The organism is Streptomyces sp. DSM 116795, assembly GCF_055792905.1.
On record NZ_CM147707.1, the window covers coordinates 222,446 to 236,831 of the forward strand.

Here is a 14,386-nt window from a genome sequence, read left to right on the forward strand (position 1 = left end):
AAGGCAGTATGGGGTGCGTGACAGCCACCCTTATCGATCAGATGCCGAGCGACGCGGACCCCGACGCCCTCTACGAGGCCTTCTCCGGCTGGGCGGAGGAGAGGGGCATCTCGCTCTACCCCGCTCAGGAGGAAGCGCTGATCGAGGTGGTCTCCGGCGCGAACGTGATTCTCTCCACGCCCACCGGCTCCGGAAAGAGCCTGGTCGCCGCGGGTGCCCACTTTGCCGCACTCGCCCGGGACGAGGTCACCTTCTACACCGCTCCGATCAAGGCGCTGGTCTCGGAGAAGTTCTTCGACCTGTGCAAGATCTTCGGCACCGAGAACGTCGGCATGCTCACCGGTGACGCGTCCGTCAACGCCGACGCCCCCGTCATCTGCTGCACGGCCGAGGTGCTCGCCTCCATCGCGCTGCGGGACGGCCCTCAGGCCGACATCGGCCAGGTGGTGATGGACGAATTCCACTTCTACGCCGAACCGGACCGCGGCTGGGCCTGGCAGATCCCGCTTCTGGAGCTCCCCCAGGCGCAGTTCGTACTGATGTCGGCGACGCTCGGCGACGTCACACGCTTCGAGGACGACCTGGCGCGCCGCACCGGCCGCGACACCGCGGTCGTACGCTCCGCCACCCGGCCCGTGCCGCTGTCGTACGAATACCGCACCACCGGGCTCACAGAGACGGTCACGGAACTTCTGGAGACCCGTCAATCGCCCGTCTACATCGTCCACTTCACGCAGGCGCAGGCGGTGGAGCGGGCTCAGGCGCTGATGAGCATCAACATGTGCACCCGCGCGGAGAAGGACGAGATCGCCAAGATCATCGGCAATTTCCGCTTCACCACCCGCTTCGGCCGCAATCTCTCGCGCTACGTGCGGCACGGCGTCGGCGTGCACCACGCAGGCATGCTGCCCAAGTACCGCAGACTCGTGGAACGGCTCGCGCAGGCGGGTCTGCTGAAAGTCATCTGCGGCACCGACACGCTCGGTGTCGGCGTCAACGTCCCCATCCGGACAGTGCTGTTCACCGCGCTCAGCAAGTACGACGGCACCCGTGTCCGTACGCTGCGCGCCCGGGAGTTCCACCAGATCGCCGGCCGCGCGGGGCGGGCCGGCTTCGACACCTCGGGCTTCGTCGTCGCCCAGGCCCCCGAGCACGTCATCGAGAACGAGAAGGCCCTCGCCAAGGCCGGGGACGATCCCAAGAAACGCCGGAAGGTCGTACGCAAGAAGGCCCCCGAGGGCTTCGTCAACTGGGGGCAGCAGACTTTCGAGAAGCTGATCGCCTCCGACCCCGAGCCGCTCAACTCCCGCTTCCGCGTCACCCACGCGATGCTGCTGTCGGTGATCGCACGTCCCGGCGACGCCTTCGCCCAGATGCGCAAGCTGCTGGAGGACAACCACGAGGACCGCCGCTCGCAGCTGCGGCACATCCGCCGAGCGATCGCCATCTACCGCTCGCTGCTGGACGGAGGGGTCGTCGAGCGGCTGGACGAGCCCGATGCACAGGGCCGCACCGTGCGGCTCACCGTCGACCTGCAGCACGACTTCGCGCTCAACCAGCCGCTGTCCACCTTCGCCCTGGCGGCCTTCGAACTGCTCGACCCCGAATCCCCGTCCTACGCCCTGGACATGGTCTCCGTCGTGGAGTCCACGCTCGACGACCCCCGCCAGATCCTGGCGGCCCAGACCAACAAGGCCAAGGGCGAGGCCGTCGCACAGATGAAGGCCGACGGAATCGAGTACGAGGAGCGTATGGAACGGCTGATGGACGTCAGCCATCCTCAGCCGCTCGACGAACTGCTCTTCCACGCCTACGGCCTCTACCGCAAGTCCCACCCGTGGGTCGGCGACCACCCTCTCTCCCCGAAGTCGGTCATCCGTGACATGTACGAACGGGCCATGACCTTCGCGGAGTTCGTCTCCTTCTACGAACTGGCCCGCACCGAGGGCATCGTGCTGCGCTACCTCGCCAGTGCCTACAAGGCCCTGGAGCACACCGTCCCCGACGAGAAGAAGTCCGAGGACTTCCAGGACATCATCGAGTGGCTCGGCGAGATGGTCCGGCAGGTCGACTCCAGCCTGCTGGACGAGTGGGAGCAGCTTGCCAACCCCGAGGAAGAGAGCGCCGAGGAGGCGCAGGAGCGCGCCGACCACGTCAGGCCCGTCACCGCCAACTCCCGCGCCTTCCGCGTACTGGTGCGCAACGCCATGTTCCGCCGGGTGGAGCTCGCCGCGCTGGACAAGACCGGTGAACTGGGCGAGCTGGACGCCGAGTCCGGCTGGGACGAGGACGCCTGGGCGAGGGCCATGGACGGCTACTGGGAGGAGTACGACGACCTGGGCACCGGTCCCGACGCCCGCGGCCCGGGACTGCTGCGGATCGAAGAGGTGCCCGAGGACGCACTGTGGCGCGTCCGGCAGACCTTCGCCGACCCCGTGGGCGACCACGACTGGGGCATCTCCGCCGAGGTCGATCTGACAGCCTCCGACGAGGAGGGCCGCGCCGTGATCGAGGTGACCGACGTGGGCCGGCTCTGAGCCCCGGTCCGCGGCATGTGAAACCCGGCCACCGGCACGCGAGAGCCGGTCACCGGCACGCGAAAGAGGAGCACGCACCATGACCAGCCCCGCCGAACAGCTCGCCGGGCTTCTCGACCTGGAACGGATCGAGATCGACATCTTCCGCGGGCGCAGCCCGCAGGAGAACCTCCAGCGCGTGTTCGGCGGCCAGGTCGCCGGGCAGGCCCTCGTCGCCGCGGGGCGCACCACGGACGGCCACCGGCCGGTGCACTCCCTGCACGCGTACTTCCTGCGGCCGGGCGTCCCCGGGGTGCCCATCGTGTACCAGGTCGAACGGGTGCGGGACGGCCGCTCGTTCACCACCCGGCGCGTCGTGGCCGTGCAGCAGGGCCGGACCATCTTCAACCTCACCGCCTCCTTCCATCAGCCGGAGCCCGGCATCGACCACCAGGTCCCGATGCCCGACGTGCCGGACCCGGAGAGCCTTCCGAGACTGGCCGACGAGATCCGCGACCACCTCGGCGAACTCCCCGAGTCCCTGGAGCGCATGGAACGCCGCATGGCCTTCGACATCCGCTATGTGGAGCGGCTGCGCTGGGACTCCGGGTCACTGCGCGACGCGGAGCCGCGCAGCGGAGTGTGGATGCGGGCAAGCGGCTCGCTCAGCGACGACCCGCTCGTGCACACCTGCGCCCTCACCTACGCCAGCGACATGACGCTCCTCGACGCCGTACGTATCCCCGTCGAACCGCTGTGGGGTCCGCGGGGCTTCGACATGGCCTCCCTGGATCACGCGATGTGGTTCCACCGGCCGTTCCGCGCGGACGAGTGGTTCCTGTACCAGCAGGAGTCACCCATCGCGACCGGCGGCCGCGGACTGGCACGCGGCCAGATCTTCGACCGCGACGGCCAGTTGATCGTCTCGGTGATGCAGGAGGGTCTGTTCAGAAAGCTGGGCGGCTGAGCCCTCGCCTCCGTGCACGCAATACGTCGGGGCGCGACGGGACGGGGCGCTGCCGCCTTGCGTGCAGCCCCGTCAGTGCCCGGGCCCTCCGCTCGACGGCACGCGTCCTCGCGCGGCCCGCGCCGGCGCCCGGGCACGGCGACCCCCGCCCGGCGGGGTGCCGCACCGGCGATGAGGCCTGTGCCTTCGCGGCACCCCGGCCGCCGTACGGCTCCCCTGTCACGACTGCGCCGCCGGCCGGAGCGGACGGACGCGCGGGACCGGCGGCCACCGATGTCGCCGCGGACTCGCCGGACGCGCGTGCGCTCTCCAAGTCGGCGGCGAGCATGAGCCGTTGCCAGAAGACCTCGTCCTCACCGGCCGCCTTGCACAGGGCTTCCACCACCTCCCGTACGGCGGCCGACCTTGCCCGGAACGGCGCCAACTCAGGCCTGAGGGCGCTCAGTCGGGCCCGTTCACCCGCATCGGGGACGGCTTCCTCCAGGGCCTCCTCGCTGAGCAGCGCCGCCCGCGCCGCGGCCGCTTCCCATGGCCCGTCCGCCTCCCGGCACAGCGTGCCGACCCGGCGGCCGCGCCAGTGCCCGGCTCGCAGGTCCACCCCCTCCGCCAGCAGCATGCGCAGTCCGCGCGGCAGTCTTCCGGCAAGCAGCTCGGGCCGGCTCTCGGCGAAGGCACGCAGTTCCGTCTCCGGATACAGCCACACCACGGTTCCGTAGCGGTTCACATAGAAGCGCACCGGACTGAAGCAGCCGCCCCGCGCCAGGCGCGCGAACCGCGCCGTGGTGACTCCGAGCAGCCGCGCGCCGCCGCCCCCGTCCACCACGCGCAGCCGCTCCCGCAGCCCGTCCGGGAAGTCCTCGGCGGCCCGCAGCCGGGCCAGTTCCGCCCGGGCCACCCTGCGGGGCGTCCGCCCCCAGGCAGCCGCCGCGCGGACGGCGTGAGCCGCTCCAGCGGCATGCACCGCCCCGGCATGCACCGCGCGCACCGCGCGCACGGTGCGCACCTCTCCCAGCTGCACGGCCAGCTCCATCGCCCCGCGACCCAGGCCCAGTTCCCTCGCCGCCGTGCTCATCGCGACATCGTCACGCATGGTCTCTCCCCCGTCGTACGGTCGTCGTCTGAGGCGTGATCCCGCCCTGATCCGGTCCAGAGCCGGTTCTGACGCGGTCCAGACCCGGTCCCGTTCAAAAGCAGCCATCCGGCTACTCACAGTGACGACGGTAGACCACGGAGCGGCATCCCGCCCGGCCCTGTGGATAACTCGGCCGACGGGCCGGGCGTCGGCGAATCCGCCGGTCCGGTCCAGTCCGGCGGGACCCGTGCCGCGTACCGTCCTGCACCAGGACGTGTCCGCGCTAGGTGCCGTTGCGCGCCGCCAGTCCGAGATGCTCGCCGACGCGGTTCACCAGCAGAGTCATCTCGTAGGCGACGGCGCCGACGTCGGTGTCGTCGCCTGTCAGCACGCACAGGCAGCTTCCCTCGCCCGCGGAGGTCACGAAGAGCAATCCCTCCTCGAACTCGATCATCGTCTGCCGCACCCGTCCCGAACCGAACTGCATCCCCGACCCCTTCGCCAGGGACTGCAGACCGGACGCCACTGCGGCGAGATGCTCGGCGTCGGCCTTCTCCAGGGTCTGACTGTTCGCGGTGACCAGGCCGTCGGTCGAGAGCACCATCGCGTGCCGTACGGACGAGATCCGCTCCGTCAGGTCATCGAGCAGCCAGTCGAGCCCTGTGTTCAGCGCCATCGCGGCGTTCCCCCTTCTCCTCAGCTGCTGCCGTGCCACCCTTACCCACCACAACGCGGCGAGCAACCACACGCTCACGTGCCGCACTCAGCGCCACGAACCGTGTACGCATGGCGCAGTATGGACTCATGGCTGTGAAGATGACGGAAGACGAGTGGCGCGGCTTCATCTCCGAGGGCACACGTACGGGCAAACTCTCCACGGTCCGCGCGGACGGACGGCCCCACGTCGCCCCCGTGTGGTTCGTGCTCGACGGTGACGATCTGCTCTTCAACACAGGTGAGGACACGGTCAAGGGGCGCAATCTCGCCCGCGACGGCCGCGTCTCCCTCTGTGTGGACGACGAACGGCCGCCGTTCTCTTTCGTGGTCCTGGACGGCCGCGCCGAGTTGAGCCGCGACATGGACGAAATGCTGCACTGGGCCACCCGCATCGGCGCCCGTTACATGGGCGATGAGGCAGGGGCGGAGTTCGGCGCACGCAACGCGGTGCCGGGCGAGTTGCTCGTACGGGTACGCATCGGAAAGGTCGTGGCGCTCTCGGGCCTCGCGGACTGACCGGCGCACCTCATCCCAGCTCCGCCGTCTGTCATCATGAGGCCCATGCCGCACGAGTCGAGTGAGGAGACCGCCCGCGTACGTGAGTTCTTCTCCGTCCGCGCGGCCCGCTGGGACGCACGCTTCCCGGACGACGGCCCCGCCTACGAGTCAGCGGTCGGCGAACTCGGCCTCCATGAGGGCGATTCGGTGCTCGACGCGGGCTGCGGTACGGGGCGGGCCCTGCCGCCGCTCCGTGCCGCCGCAGGCCGCAGCGGCACCGTGCTCGGTGCGGACGTCACCCCGGAGATGATCTCCGAAGCCGTGCGCGCGGGGCGGGATTCCTGTGCGAGGCTGCTGCTCGCCGACGTCCGCCGGCTTCCGCTGCGCGACGCCTGCCTCGACGCGGTGTTCGCCGCCGGTCTCATCTCCCATCTGGCCGGGCCGGATTCGGGCCTGCGCGAGCTGGCCCGTGTCGTGCGTCCGGGCGGCACTCTCGCCCTCTTCCATCCCGTCGGCCGCGCGGTGCTCGCCGCGCGGCAGGGCCGCACCCTGACTGCGGACGACGTCCGCGCCGAGCCCAACCTCCGTACGCTGCTCGCCGGTTCGGGCTGGCAGTTGACGTCGCTGGCCGACGACGAGGACCGCTATCTGGCACTGGCGTCACGGACACGGTGAACGCAGCAGGGACGGGGTGACTCCACTCCGCCGTTCCGCTACGCCTTGCCGTGCGGCACCGGACATCCGCCGGCGCCCCGCGCCTCACGCCCGGGGAACGTGCCCAGGTCCTCCAGGCGGTAGCCCACCGGATAGCCCGGATACCCCTTGATCTCCGGGTTCTGCCGTGCGTAGTGCGGCGTGCGCCGCGGCGGCATCAGCCGTACGGCACGCGCCCGCGCCCGCAGGGCACCCCGTACGAGCTTGCGAACGCCCGGCCGTGGCGGTCCGTAACGGAAGGCCCGCAGCAGCGAGTCGTCCAGCAGCGCCTTGCTCGCGCCGCGTACCGCCGGAGCGAGCACCGACGGATACCAGGACGCCATGAGCTCCAGCGTCGAGTCCGAAACATGCCGGGAGTCCGGGTCCCAGCCGAAGTGTGCGGCTTCGTACTCGTCGAGACACGTCTCGAATTCGCCGTAGCCGCCGGGGATTCCGGTGATCCCCATGTGCCGTCCGAGCGTGCGGTAGTAGACGGCCGAGGCCTCCTGCTCGTGACGTGAAAGACGCCGCCAGCCGTACGTGTCGAGCCACCGCTTCGGCATCACGACGAACGTGCAGAGCACATAGCGCATGTCGTCGTTCGTGATGTCGTAGCTGTTGTGCATCTGGTTGATGCGGCGGATGGCGGTGCGGCCCTCGGCGGAGGTGAAACCGTGCTCGACCACGGCGTCCAGCAGCAGCGCCGTGTCGTCGTAGCGCTTCTGCGTACGGTCGGTCAGCTCCGCCGTACGGGCCAGCAGCCGTCCGATGCTGGGCACCGCGTAGGTGCGGTAGAGAGCCAGTTCCAGCGAGCGTGCGAAGTCCCAGGGGAACTCGTAGGTCGCCGAGAGCCGGTAGATCTCCAGGAAGTCCTCTTCCGGGTCGAGTTGCAGGATGTGCCTGAGCCGGTCGTAGCGCCCCACGTCGCGTCCCCTCCGTCAGCAGCCCTGGTCTGTGAACGAACTGACTCTAGAGTTAAGGTTCCCCAGAACTCACGGAAGGGGAGGCGCCGTGGCCGCCGAGGACGATGACGCGCTGTATGTGCTGACGGCTGTACTTCTGACTCCCGCCCAGTTTCCGAGCGTTCTGGGCGACGACTACCCAGAGGCGTGCGCGAGACTCGGCCTCGAGCCGTACGCCGAGGGATACGGGCTGGTTCTCGGCCAGGACGGCTCAGGCGCCCGCTGGACCGTGGCCACCGACGACGTCACCCTGGTCGCCTGCGCGGTCGCCGCGTGGGACTGCGGCATGGATTACGACCTCTCCCCCTCCGACCGTTCCGTGGCCGCGGCGCTGCCCGGCTGGCCGCTGAACGTGGCCGTCTCCGCCCCCGGGGTCCCCGCGCCTCACGACCCCGCGCCGGACCCGGAGACGGACGGCGGCCGCGCCGCGCTCGTACCGCCGGACACGGAGCACTGGGGGCCCGCGCAGCGGCGGCTCGGCGCCGACGAGATCGCGCTGCAGTGGGCGGTGTGGCGCGAACAGGTCGAGGACGACGTGGAGTTCGTCGACGCGGGTGAGAGCCCCAACGAGTCGGTGAAGCGGGTGCTGAAACAAGTGCGGGAATATCTGCACACCCCGCCGCCCCCCGGCCGCGTCCGCTCCGCGTTCGCCTCCGGGGAGGCGCGCACGCTGCGCGCGGACGGCCCCGGCTGGAGCATGGTGGCTCGTACCGACGACATCGCGTTCCTGCTTCTGGACGACGAGCCGGGAGAGGTCCTGCCGGTGGGACGGGGGGCCGAACTGCCCGGCCTTCTGGAGGCGTTGGACGGCATGGCGCTGCGCCCGGCGGCCTGACACCGCCCTGCTGCGGCGCGCCTGCCTGCCTGCCTTGGCGCTCTGGCCGGTTCGCCCTCTGTCCGCCTCGTCGCTCTGGCTGCCTCGGCGCTCCGTCTCGAGCCTCGTCCGCCTGCTCCGTGCCGGTTCAGCTCTGCGGGACCGGCACCTGCACCTCACCGAACTGCCCGTGCCACGAGACGAGAACCGTGCCCGGCACCGGCCGCCCCCGCTCGGCGGCCATCAGGAACTCGGCCGACTCCCCGGGCCGTACGACGGCGTCCTCCGGGACACCGCGGGCGGAGGAGGGCAGGTTCTCGCGGCTGACGCGGACGCCTGTGCGGGTCTCGGTGCCGGTGTTGCGCAAGGCGAAGCCGTGCCGCCCGACGCGCTCGATGCGCCAGATGCCCGGCGGCGCAAAGGGCGGCACGGGAGCCGGCGAAGCCGGACCAGTCCCGGTGTAGGCCGGGCCCGGAGGCTGCTGCGCCGGTGGAGCCGCGTATCCGCCTTGCTGCGGGTATGCGTACGCGGGAATGGGCGGCGGGGCTGAGGGCGGCGGTCCGGCGGGGACCGGATGTCCGTATGGGCCGGGCTGCGGGTGGCGGTCCTCCGTGCCGTCCGGTCGGCCGGCCCCGGCGCGCGGAGAGGGCTCGGCGGAGTCTGCCCGTTCGACTGCGCCGGAGTCTGCCCAGTGGTCTTCGTCGGCGGGGGCCTCCTCGGACGCCGTCCACGGAAGCGGAGGCGGTACCGGCTGCTGCTGTGCGGGAGGGGGAGGAGGGACGGGCTGCCATGCAGCCGGCTCCGCCGCCGGAGCCGGCACCTCCGGCCGGGACCCAGTCGTCACCTGTGCCAGAAGCTGCTCCATGGCGAGCGCGCGCCGCTCGGTGGTCTCGATATGGCGACGCTGCAACTGCGAGGCCTCTGCCTGCAGTTCGTTCTGCCGGCGCAGGTCGCGCCGCTGGCCGACGCCTTGCGCGATCGCGTAACAGGCCATGCCGAACGTGACCACGGTGCCGCCCCACGTCGCGGCGTCACCGGCCTCCAGCGCCAACCAACTCATGGCCCAACTCTATGGAACCGGCGGCAGGTTGCGTACAGGGACCTCTCGCACCGGCGGGAGGTCCGCCGGGCGAGGTCAGCGGCCGAGTTCCTTGCGGTTCAGCCTGCGGAGCCGGCTCCGCTGCGACGGGTCGAGAGCCAGGTACGCGACAACGGGGACGCCGACGATCACTGCGAGGGCGATCCAGAACGAGGTCAGCCACCACAGGAGCAGCCCGACGGCCACGCCGGTCACGGCGATCTTGCCTCTGTTGGTCATGTCTCCTCCTTCAGAGCAGGTCAGCATGCCCGCCCTCTGTCCATTAGAACGCCGATTCCGCCGCCGGGGTTCCCTCTGCGTTTCCGGCTTCGCGCTCCCCTGCGGTAGCCTCTGCCCCTCACGTCGGCTAGTCAAATTTGAGGAATTGCGTGGGTACTGCGACCCCTACCGTGACAACGCCCTCCGGCACCCACCACCCCGCCTCCCATACCGCCTCCCATACCGCCTCCCACCTCGCCTCCCTCGCCCTCTCGGAAGCCGTGCTGCTGCCCGGCGACCCGCCCCGCACCTCACGCATTGCGTTCTGGCGTACGGACGGGGAGCCACCACCGCTCCCACACGGGGACGGAGACCTCGAAGAGCTGACCGTCGCGCTGCCCGGCGAGGACGGCTCCGTCCGCGCCCGCACCGTCCCTGCCGCCGTGCTGACCGTGAGCGAAGCGCTGCCGGTACTGACCCGTGCCGCCCGTACGGCGCCTCCGCCCGGGCAGCGGCCGCCCGCAGCGGTCTTCTGGGGTGCGGCGGCCCTCCTCGCCCTCCGGTTCGCCGCGCAGGGCAGGCTGCTGCCCGGGCTCAGCCCCGCCGGGTACGACGCCTGGCGGCTCGCCCCTCTCGGGCCGCCGGAGAACGAAGCGCTGCGGCAGCTGGCGGCGGCGATGCCTCCGCACGCGTACGCCGTGCCACTGCCCGCGGCAGCGGGAAGCCCTTCCGGTTCGTCCCCACTGCTGCTTTCCGCCCCCGAGGCGCAGCTCCGTGCCTTCCTCGACGCCGTCGCCGACGTGCTGCCCCGCACGCCCGCGGCGGACCTCGCCACGGGTCATCCCGCGTTCGCCGGCGTGCCTCCGCAGCACATTCCCGAGCAGCAGGAGTGGGCCGCGGACGTCGCCGCCGGACATGACGCGGGCGTACGGCTGTCCCTGCGCATCGAGGTCGGCGGGCTCCCGGACGACGATTCCCAGGACGCGCCCAGGCCCGTGGACGAGTCCGCGGCAGCCTGTCCACAGGCCGCACCGCACATGGAGGAAGCGGCAAGGGACCTGGGTGCCGCACCCGACAAGGAGGCCTCCCCCGACAAGGAGGCGGCGGCGGACGTGGAGCCCGCACCGGACGCCGCGCGCTTCCGCGCCGTGCTTCAGCTGCACAGCCTCACCGATCCCGGGCTCGTCGCCGACGCCGCCGAGGTCTGGCCCGGTGCCTCACGCGCCGCGGAGGCCTTCGGCCCACGCGTCCGTACCGACACTCTCCTGACGCTGCGCCGGGCCGCAGCAGCCTGGGACGCGCTGACCCCGCTGCTGTCGGCCCCGGTCCCGGACCGCGTCGAACTGGACGACGAGGAGATCTCCGAACTCCTCTCCGCCCCGGTGTCCGAGGCCCTGGAAGCCGCAGGAGTACAGGTGCACTGGCCCGGCCGGCTCGCCCGCGAGGTGACGACGCATGCGGTCATCACGACGGCCGCCGGCGCCGGACCGCGAGCAGACGCGGACAGCCACCCGACCGCTCCGCCCTCGCTCCTGGGTGCCGGCACGCTGCTCGGTTTCGACTGGCGTCTCGCGGTCGGCGGAACGGAGCTGACCGCACAGGAGCTGGAGCAACTGGCGGAGGCCGGGCGGCCGTTGGCCCGGCTGCGCGGCCGGTGGGTGCTGATCGATCCCGCAGCCGTCCGCCGCGCCAGGCAGCGGCGGCACACCGGCGTCACCCCCCTCGAAGCGCTGGGCGCGGCTCTCACGGGCACGACCGAGGCCGGGGGCGGGCTCGGGGGCGGGCTCGTCGAGGTGCGTGCCTCCGGCCGGCTGGAGGCGCTGCGCGCCCGCCTGTCGGAGCTGTCGGACCCGCGGTCCGCGGGCGTTCCCGCGGTCCGGCAGCCGCAAGCCCTCCGTGCGACGCTGCGCGACTATCAACTCCGCGGCCTGGACTGGCTCGAGACGATGACGTCACTCGGTCTGGGCGCCTGTCTCGCCGACGACATGGGCCTGGGCAAGACCGTCACGCTGATCGCTCTCCATCTGCACCGGCAGCTGGATCCCGCCACGAGCGGCCCCACGCTGGTGGTCTGTCCGGCGTCGCTGATGGGCAACTGGCAGCGTGAGACGGAACGGTTCGCTCCAGGCACACCGGTACGCCGCTACCACGGACCGTCGCGCAGCCTGGAGGACCTGGAGGACGGCGAGTTCGTACTGACGACGTACGGCACGATGCGGCTGGACGCCGCCCGGCTCGCCGCCCCTCCGGGTGAGCGGAGCTGGGGCATGGTCGTCGCCGACGAGGCCCAGCATGTGAAGAACCCCTTCTCCGCGACCGCCAGGGCGCTGCGAACGGTCCCCGGCGGCGCACGCGTCGCCCTCACCGGCACCCCGGTGGAGAACAACCTCTCCGAGCTGTGGTCCGTCCTCGACTGGGCCACTCCGGGGCTGCTCGGCCGTCTGGGCACCTTCCGCAGACGCTACGCGGAGGCCGCCGAGGGCGGTGACCCGGCAGGTGCCGAGCGGCTGGCCCGGCTCGTGCGCCCGTTCCTGCTGCGCCGCCGCAAGAGCGACCCGGGCGTCGCGCCCGAACTGCCGCCGAAGACCGAGACCGACCGGGCCGTCTCCCTCACCGCCGAGCAGGCCGGACTCTACGAAGCGGTCGTCCGCGAGGGCCTCGCCGAACTCGGCGGAACCGGCGGCTTCGCCCGCCGCGGCCTCGTCGTGAAGCTGCTGACCTCCCTCAAGCAGATCTGCAACCATCCGGCGCATTACCTCAAGGAGGACGCTCCCGTACTGGCAGGACGCTCCGGAAAGCTGGAGCTGCTGGACGAGTTGCTCGAAGCGATCCTCGCCGGGGAGGACCCGGGCGGCGTCCTGGTCTTCACTCAGTACGTACGGATGGCACGGCTGCTTGAGCGGCATCTCACCGGCCGTGGCGTGCGGTCGCGCCTGCTGCACGGCGGTACGCCCGTCGCACAACGGGAGGAGATGGTGCGGGAGTTCCAGGCCGGCGGAGCGCCGGTCTTCCTGCTCTCCCTCAAGGCGGCGGGCACGGGCCTCAATCTGACCCGGGCAACCCATGTCGTCCACTACGACCGCTGGTGGAATCCGGCCGTCGAGGCACAGGCCACCGACCGCGCCTACCGCATCGGGCAGGACAGGCCGGTGCAGGTGCACAGACTCATCACCGAAGGGACCGTCGAGGACCGCATCGCCGCGATGCTGGAGCGCAAGCAGGCTCTCGCCGACGCGGTGCTCGGCTCCGGCGAGGCGGCGCTGACGGAGCTCTCCGACAGCGAGCTCGCGGACCTCGTCGAACTGCGAAGGAGCCGCACATGACACGGACCGGCGGAACGCGGCCCGGAGACGGGGACGGGGACGACGGCGACAGCGGCTTCGGGGACGCCGGGCGGCACGGCGGCGACGGTGAACGCATCTTCGCCGCACTGCCGCCCGCGCGTGGCCGGGCCTTCGCGCGTACGTGGTGGGGCCTGCGGTGGCTGAAGGCGCTTGAGGACACGGCGCTGGAGGCCGAACAGCTGCGACGGGGACGCCGGTTGGCGCGCCAGGGTGCCGTCGGCGCGGTCTCGGTGCGTCCGGGGAGCATCACCGCAGTGGTGCGCGGAGCGGACGGCGCACCGCAGCGCGCCGATGTGCTGCTACGGGAGTTCACAGACGCCGAGTGGGAACGGCTGCAGGGGGTCGCGGGGCGCGAGGCGGGACACGTCGCCGCACTGCTCGACCGGGACATGCCGCCGCGCCTCGTGGAGGACGCAGAGAGCGCCGGCGTCGAACTCCTCCCGGGCATCGGCGACTTGGACGCCACATGTGACTGCGGGGCCTGGGACCTGTGCCCGCACACGGCCGCGCTGTGCTACCAGACGGCGCGACTGCTCGACGAGGACCCTTTCGTACTGCTGTTGCTGCGGGGGCGTACGGAGAGCAGGTTCCTCGCCGGACTCGGCATGCGCGGCTCCGCCGGAGCCGCACCCGCCGCTCCAGGGGACCCGGCCGACGAGGAGGGGGCGGAGGACGCACACGGCGACGGCGACGGCCGCACAACTGGCCGTCGCCCGGCGGCTGTTCCGGCGGCCGTTCCGGCCGCCGAGGCCTACGCCCTCGCCGGCGACCTGCCTCCGCTGCCCGCCCTTCCGGAGCCGGTCACGGAAGCGGGCACGCCGCCCTCACCGGCGGGCGGCACATCCCCCGCCCCTCCGGGACTGGACCTCGAGGCCCTGGAGTTGCTCGCCTCGGACGCTGCTGCCCGGGCACGGCGGATGCTCCAGGAGGCCTTGGCACCTTCGCACGCCGTCAGTGCGCTGCCCGTACCGCTCACCCGCCGGCACGACGCCGTGCGGCTGGCCGCGCACGGGCCCGGCGAGCGGATCACCGGGCGGCTCGCGAGCGGCTGCGGACTCACCCCGGCCCGGCTGCGGCCGGCCGTACGGGCCTGGGAACTGGGAGGTGCCGAAGGGCTGTCCGTATGGGAGGAACCGTGGGCCCCGGACCCGGAGACGCTGGCACATGTCCGTGGCCGGCTCGCCACCGCTCTCGCGGAGACGGAGACGGAGACGGAGCCGGAACCGTCTCCTGAGCCTTCCGGTACGCCGGGCCTGCCGGACCCGGCGGCGGACCTGCACGGCGAGGACCTGCCAGGCTGGATCCTGCGTGGCGAGGACAACCGCTGGAGCACACCCGGCGGCGAAGCCCAGCTCCGCTATGGACGTGACGGCCGCTGGTGGCCCTACCGCCGGGAAGGGAACGGCACTTGGTGGCCCGCCGGCGGTCCCGAGCAGGACCCGGCCGCCGCGTTGGCGGTCGCCGCCGGGCACAGCGAACCCGGCCGGGACGGGAGAGCCTGAGCTC

General features: G+C 71.8%; 12 protein-coding genes. 7 read left to right on the forward strand and 5 right to left on the reverse strand.

The features are described 5' to 3' along the window. Nucleotides 1-8: 8 nt before the first annotated feature. Together ACSMXX_RS00875 and tesB are read left to right on the forward strand one after the other, a co-directional pair. Nucleotides 9-2,537, forward strand: a complete 2,529-nt coding sequence (locus ACSMXX_RS00875) for a DEAD/DEAH box helicase (protein WP_473182087.1) — start codon at nt 9-11, stop codon at nt 2,535-2,537. Nucleotides 2,538-2,616: 79 nt separating this feature from the next. Further along, complete coding sequence (gene tesB / locus ACSMXX_RS00880; RefSeq protein ID WP_473182088.1) at nt 2,617-3,483, forward strand: acyl-CoA thioesterase II; 867 nt, start codon at nt 2,617-2,619, stop codon at nt 3,481-3,483. On the opposite strand, the gene ACSMXX_RS00885 is transcribed toward tesB, so the two are convergent. Next, on the reverse strand, nt 3,464-4,573 hold the full coding sequence (locus ACSMXX_RS00885) for a DUF6397 family protein (RefSeq protein WP_473182089.1): 1,110 nt from the start codon (nt 4,571-4,573) through the stop codon (nt 3,464-3,466). The two genes, tesB and ACSMXX_RS00885, sit on opposite strands and share 20 nt — an antisense overlap. 265 nt (nt 4,574-4,838) lie before the next feature. Next, a complete protein-coding gene (locus ACSMXX_RS00890; RefSeq protein WP_473182090.1) occupies nt 4,839-5,231 on the reverse strand; it encodes a roadblock/LC7 domain-containing protein in 393 nt (130 codons plus the stop codon). A gap of 128 nt (nt 5,232-5,359) precedes the next feature. On the opposite strand from ACSMXX_RS00890, the gene ACSMXX_RS00895 reads away from it, so the two are divergent. Further along, nucleotides 5,360-5,788 carry a PPOX class F420-dependent oxidoreductase gene (locus tag ACSMXX_RS00895; RefSeq protein ID WP_473182091.1) on the forward strand — a complete coding sequence of 143 codons (429 nt, stop codon included), beginning with the start codon at nt 5,360-5,362 and terminating at the stop codon, nt 5,786-5,788. A 45-nt stretch (nt 5,789-5,833) separates the two neighbouring features. Continuing rightward, complete coding sequence (locus ACSMXX_RS00900; protein ID WP_473182092.1) at nt 5,834-6,445, forward strand: class I SAM-dependent methyltransferase; 612 nt, start codon at nt 5,834-5,836, stop codon at nt 6,443-6,445. 38 nt (nt 6,446-6,483) lie between these two features. Here the strand turns inward: ACSMXX_RS00900 and ACSMXX_RS00905 are convergent, their stop codons facing one another. Then, nucleotides 6,484-7,386 (reverse strand): oxygenase MpaB family protein, encoded by a 903-nt coding sequence (locus ACSMXX_RS00905; RefSeq protein WP_473182093.1) that lies wholly within the window; start codon nt 7,384-7,386, stop codon nt 6,484-6,486. 88 nt (nt 7,387-7,474) lie between these two features. Here ACSMXX_RS00905 and ACSMXX_RS00910 point away from each other — a divergent pair, with 88 nt between their 5' ends. Beyond that, the gene (locus ACSMXX_RS00910; protein ID WP_473182094.1) at nt 7,475-8,260 is read left to right on the forward strand and encodes a hypothetical protein; all 786 of its coding nucleotides are present in this window, start codon (nt 7,475-7,477) and stop codon (nt 8,258-8,260) included. Nucleotides 8,261-8,387: 127 nt separating this feature from the next. On the opposite strand, the gene ACSMXX_RS00915 is transcribed toward ACSMXX_RS00910, so the two are convergent. Both ACSMXX_RS00915 and ACSMXX_RS00920 read right to left on the reverse strand, forming a co-directional pair. After that, on the reverse strand, nt 8,388-9,299 hold the full coding sequence (locus tag ACSMXX_RS00915; RefSeq protein WP_473182095.1) for a hypothetical protein: 912 nt from the start codon (nt 9,297-9,299) through the stop codon (nt 8,388-8,390). A gap of 75 nt (nt 9,300-9,374) precedes the next feature. After that, entirely contained in the window at nt 9,375-9,557 is a 183-nt protein-coding gene (locus tag ACSMXX_RS00920) for a hypothetical protein (protein ID WP_473182096.1), read from the reverse strand. Between the two features lie 170 nt (nt 9,558-9,727). Between ACSMXX_RS00920 and ACSMXX_RS00925 the strand changes: the two genes are divergently transcribed. Continuing rightward, the gene (locus tag ACSMXX_RS00925) at nt 9,728-12,859 is read left to right on the forward strand and encodes a DEAD/DEAH box helicase (RefSeq protein WP_473182097.1); all 3,132 of its coding nucleotides are present in this window, start codon (nt 9,728-9,730) and stop codon (nt 12,857-12,859) included. Further along, nucleotides 12,856-14,382, forward strand: coding sequence for an SWIM zinc finger family protein (locus ACSMXX_RS00930; protein WP_473182098.1), 1,527 nt, complete (start codon nt 12,856-12,858; stop codon nt 14,380-14,382). Before ACSMXX_RS00925 ends, ACSMXX_RS00930 begins: the two co-directional genes overlap by 4 nt. The last annotated feature ends 4 nt before the right edge of the window (nt 14,383-14,386 follow it).

What these genes read in the sequence shown, in the direction of transcription:
- ACSMXX_RS00875 (WP_473182087.1), top strand. Translation starts at nt 9, where the DNA reads ATGGGGTGCGTGACAGCCACCCTTATCGATCAGATGCCGAGCGACGCG.
- tesB (WP_473182088.1), top strand. Translation starts at nt 2,617, where the DNA reads ATGACCAGCCCCGCCGAACAGCTCGCCGGGCTTCTCGACCTGGAACGG.
- ACSMXX_RS00885 (WP_473182089.1), bottom strand. Translation starts at nt 4,573, where the DNA reads ATGCGTGACGATGTCGCGATGAGCACGGCGGCGAGGGAACTGGGCCTG.
- ACSMXX_RS00890 (WP_473182090.1), bottom strand. Translation starts at nt 5,231, where the DNA reads ATGGCGCTGAACACAGGGCTCGACTGGCTGCTCGATGACCTGACGGAG.
- ACSMXX_RS00895 (WP_473182091.1), top strand. Translation starts at nt 5,360, where the DNA reads ATGGCTGTGAAGATGACGGAAGACGAGTGGCGCGGCTTCATCTCCGAG.
- ACSMXX_RS00900 (WP_473182092.1), top strand. Translation starts at nt 5,834, where the DNA reads ATGCCGCACGAGTCGAGTGAGGAGACCGCCCGCGTACGTGAGTTCTTC.
- ACSMXX_RS00915 (WP_473182095.1), bottom strand. Translation starts at nt 9,299, where the DNA reads ATGAGTTGGTTGGCGCTGGAGGCCGGTGACGCCGCGACGTGGGGCGGC.
- ACSMXX_RS00920 (WP_473182096.1), bottom strand. Translation starts at nt 9,557, where the DNA reads ATGACCAACAGAGGCAAGATCGCCGTGACCGGCGTGGCCGTCGGGCTG.
- ACSMXX_RS00930 (WP_473182098.1), top strand. Translation starts at nt 12,856, where the DNA reads ATGACACGGACCGGCGGAACGCGGCCCGGAGACGGGGACGGGGACGAC.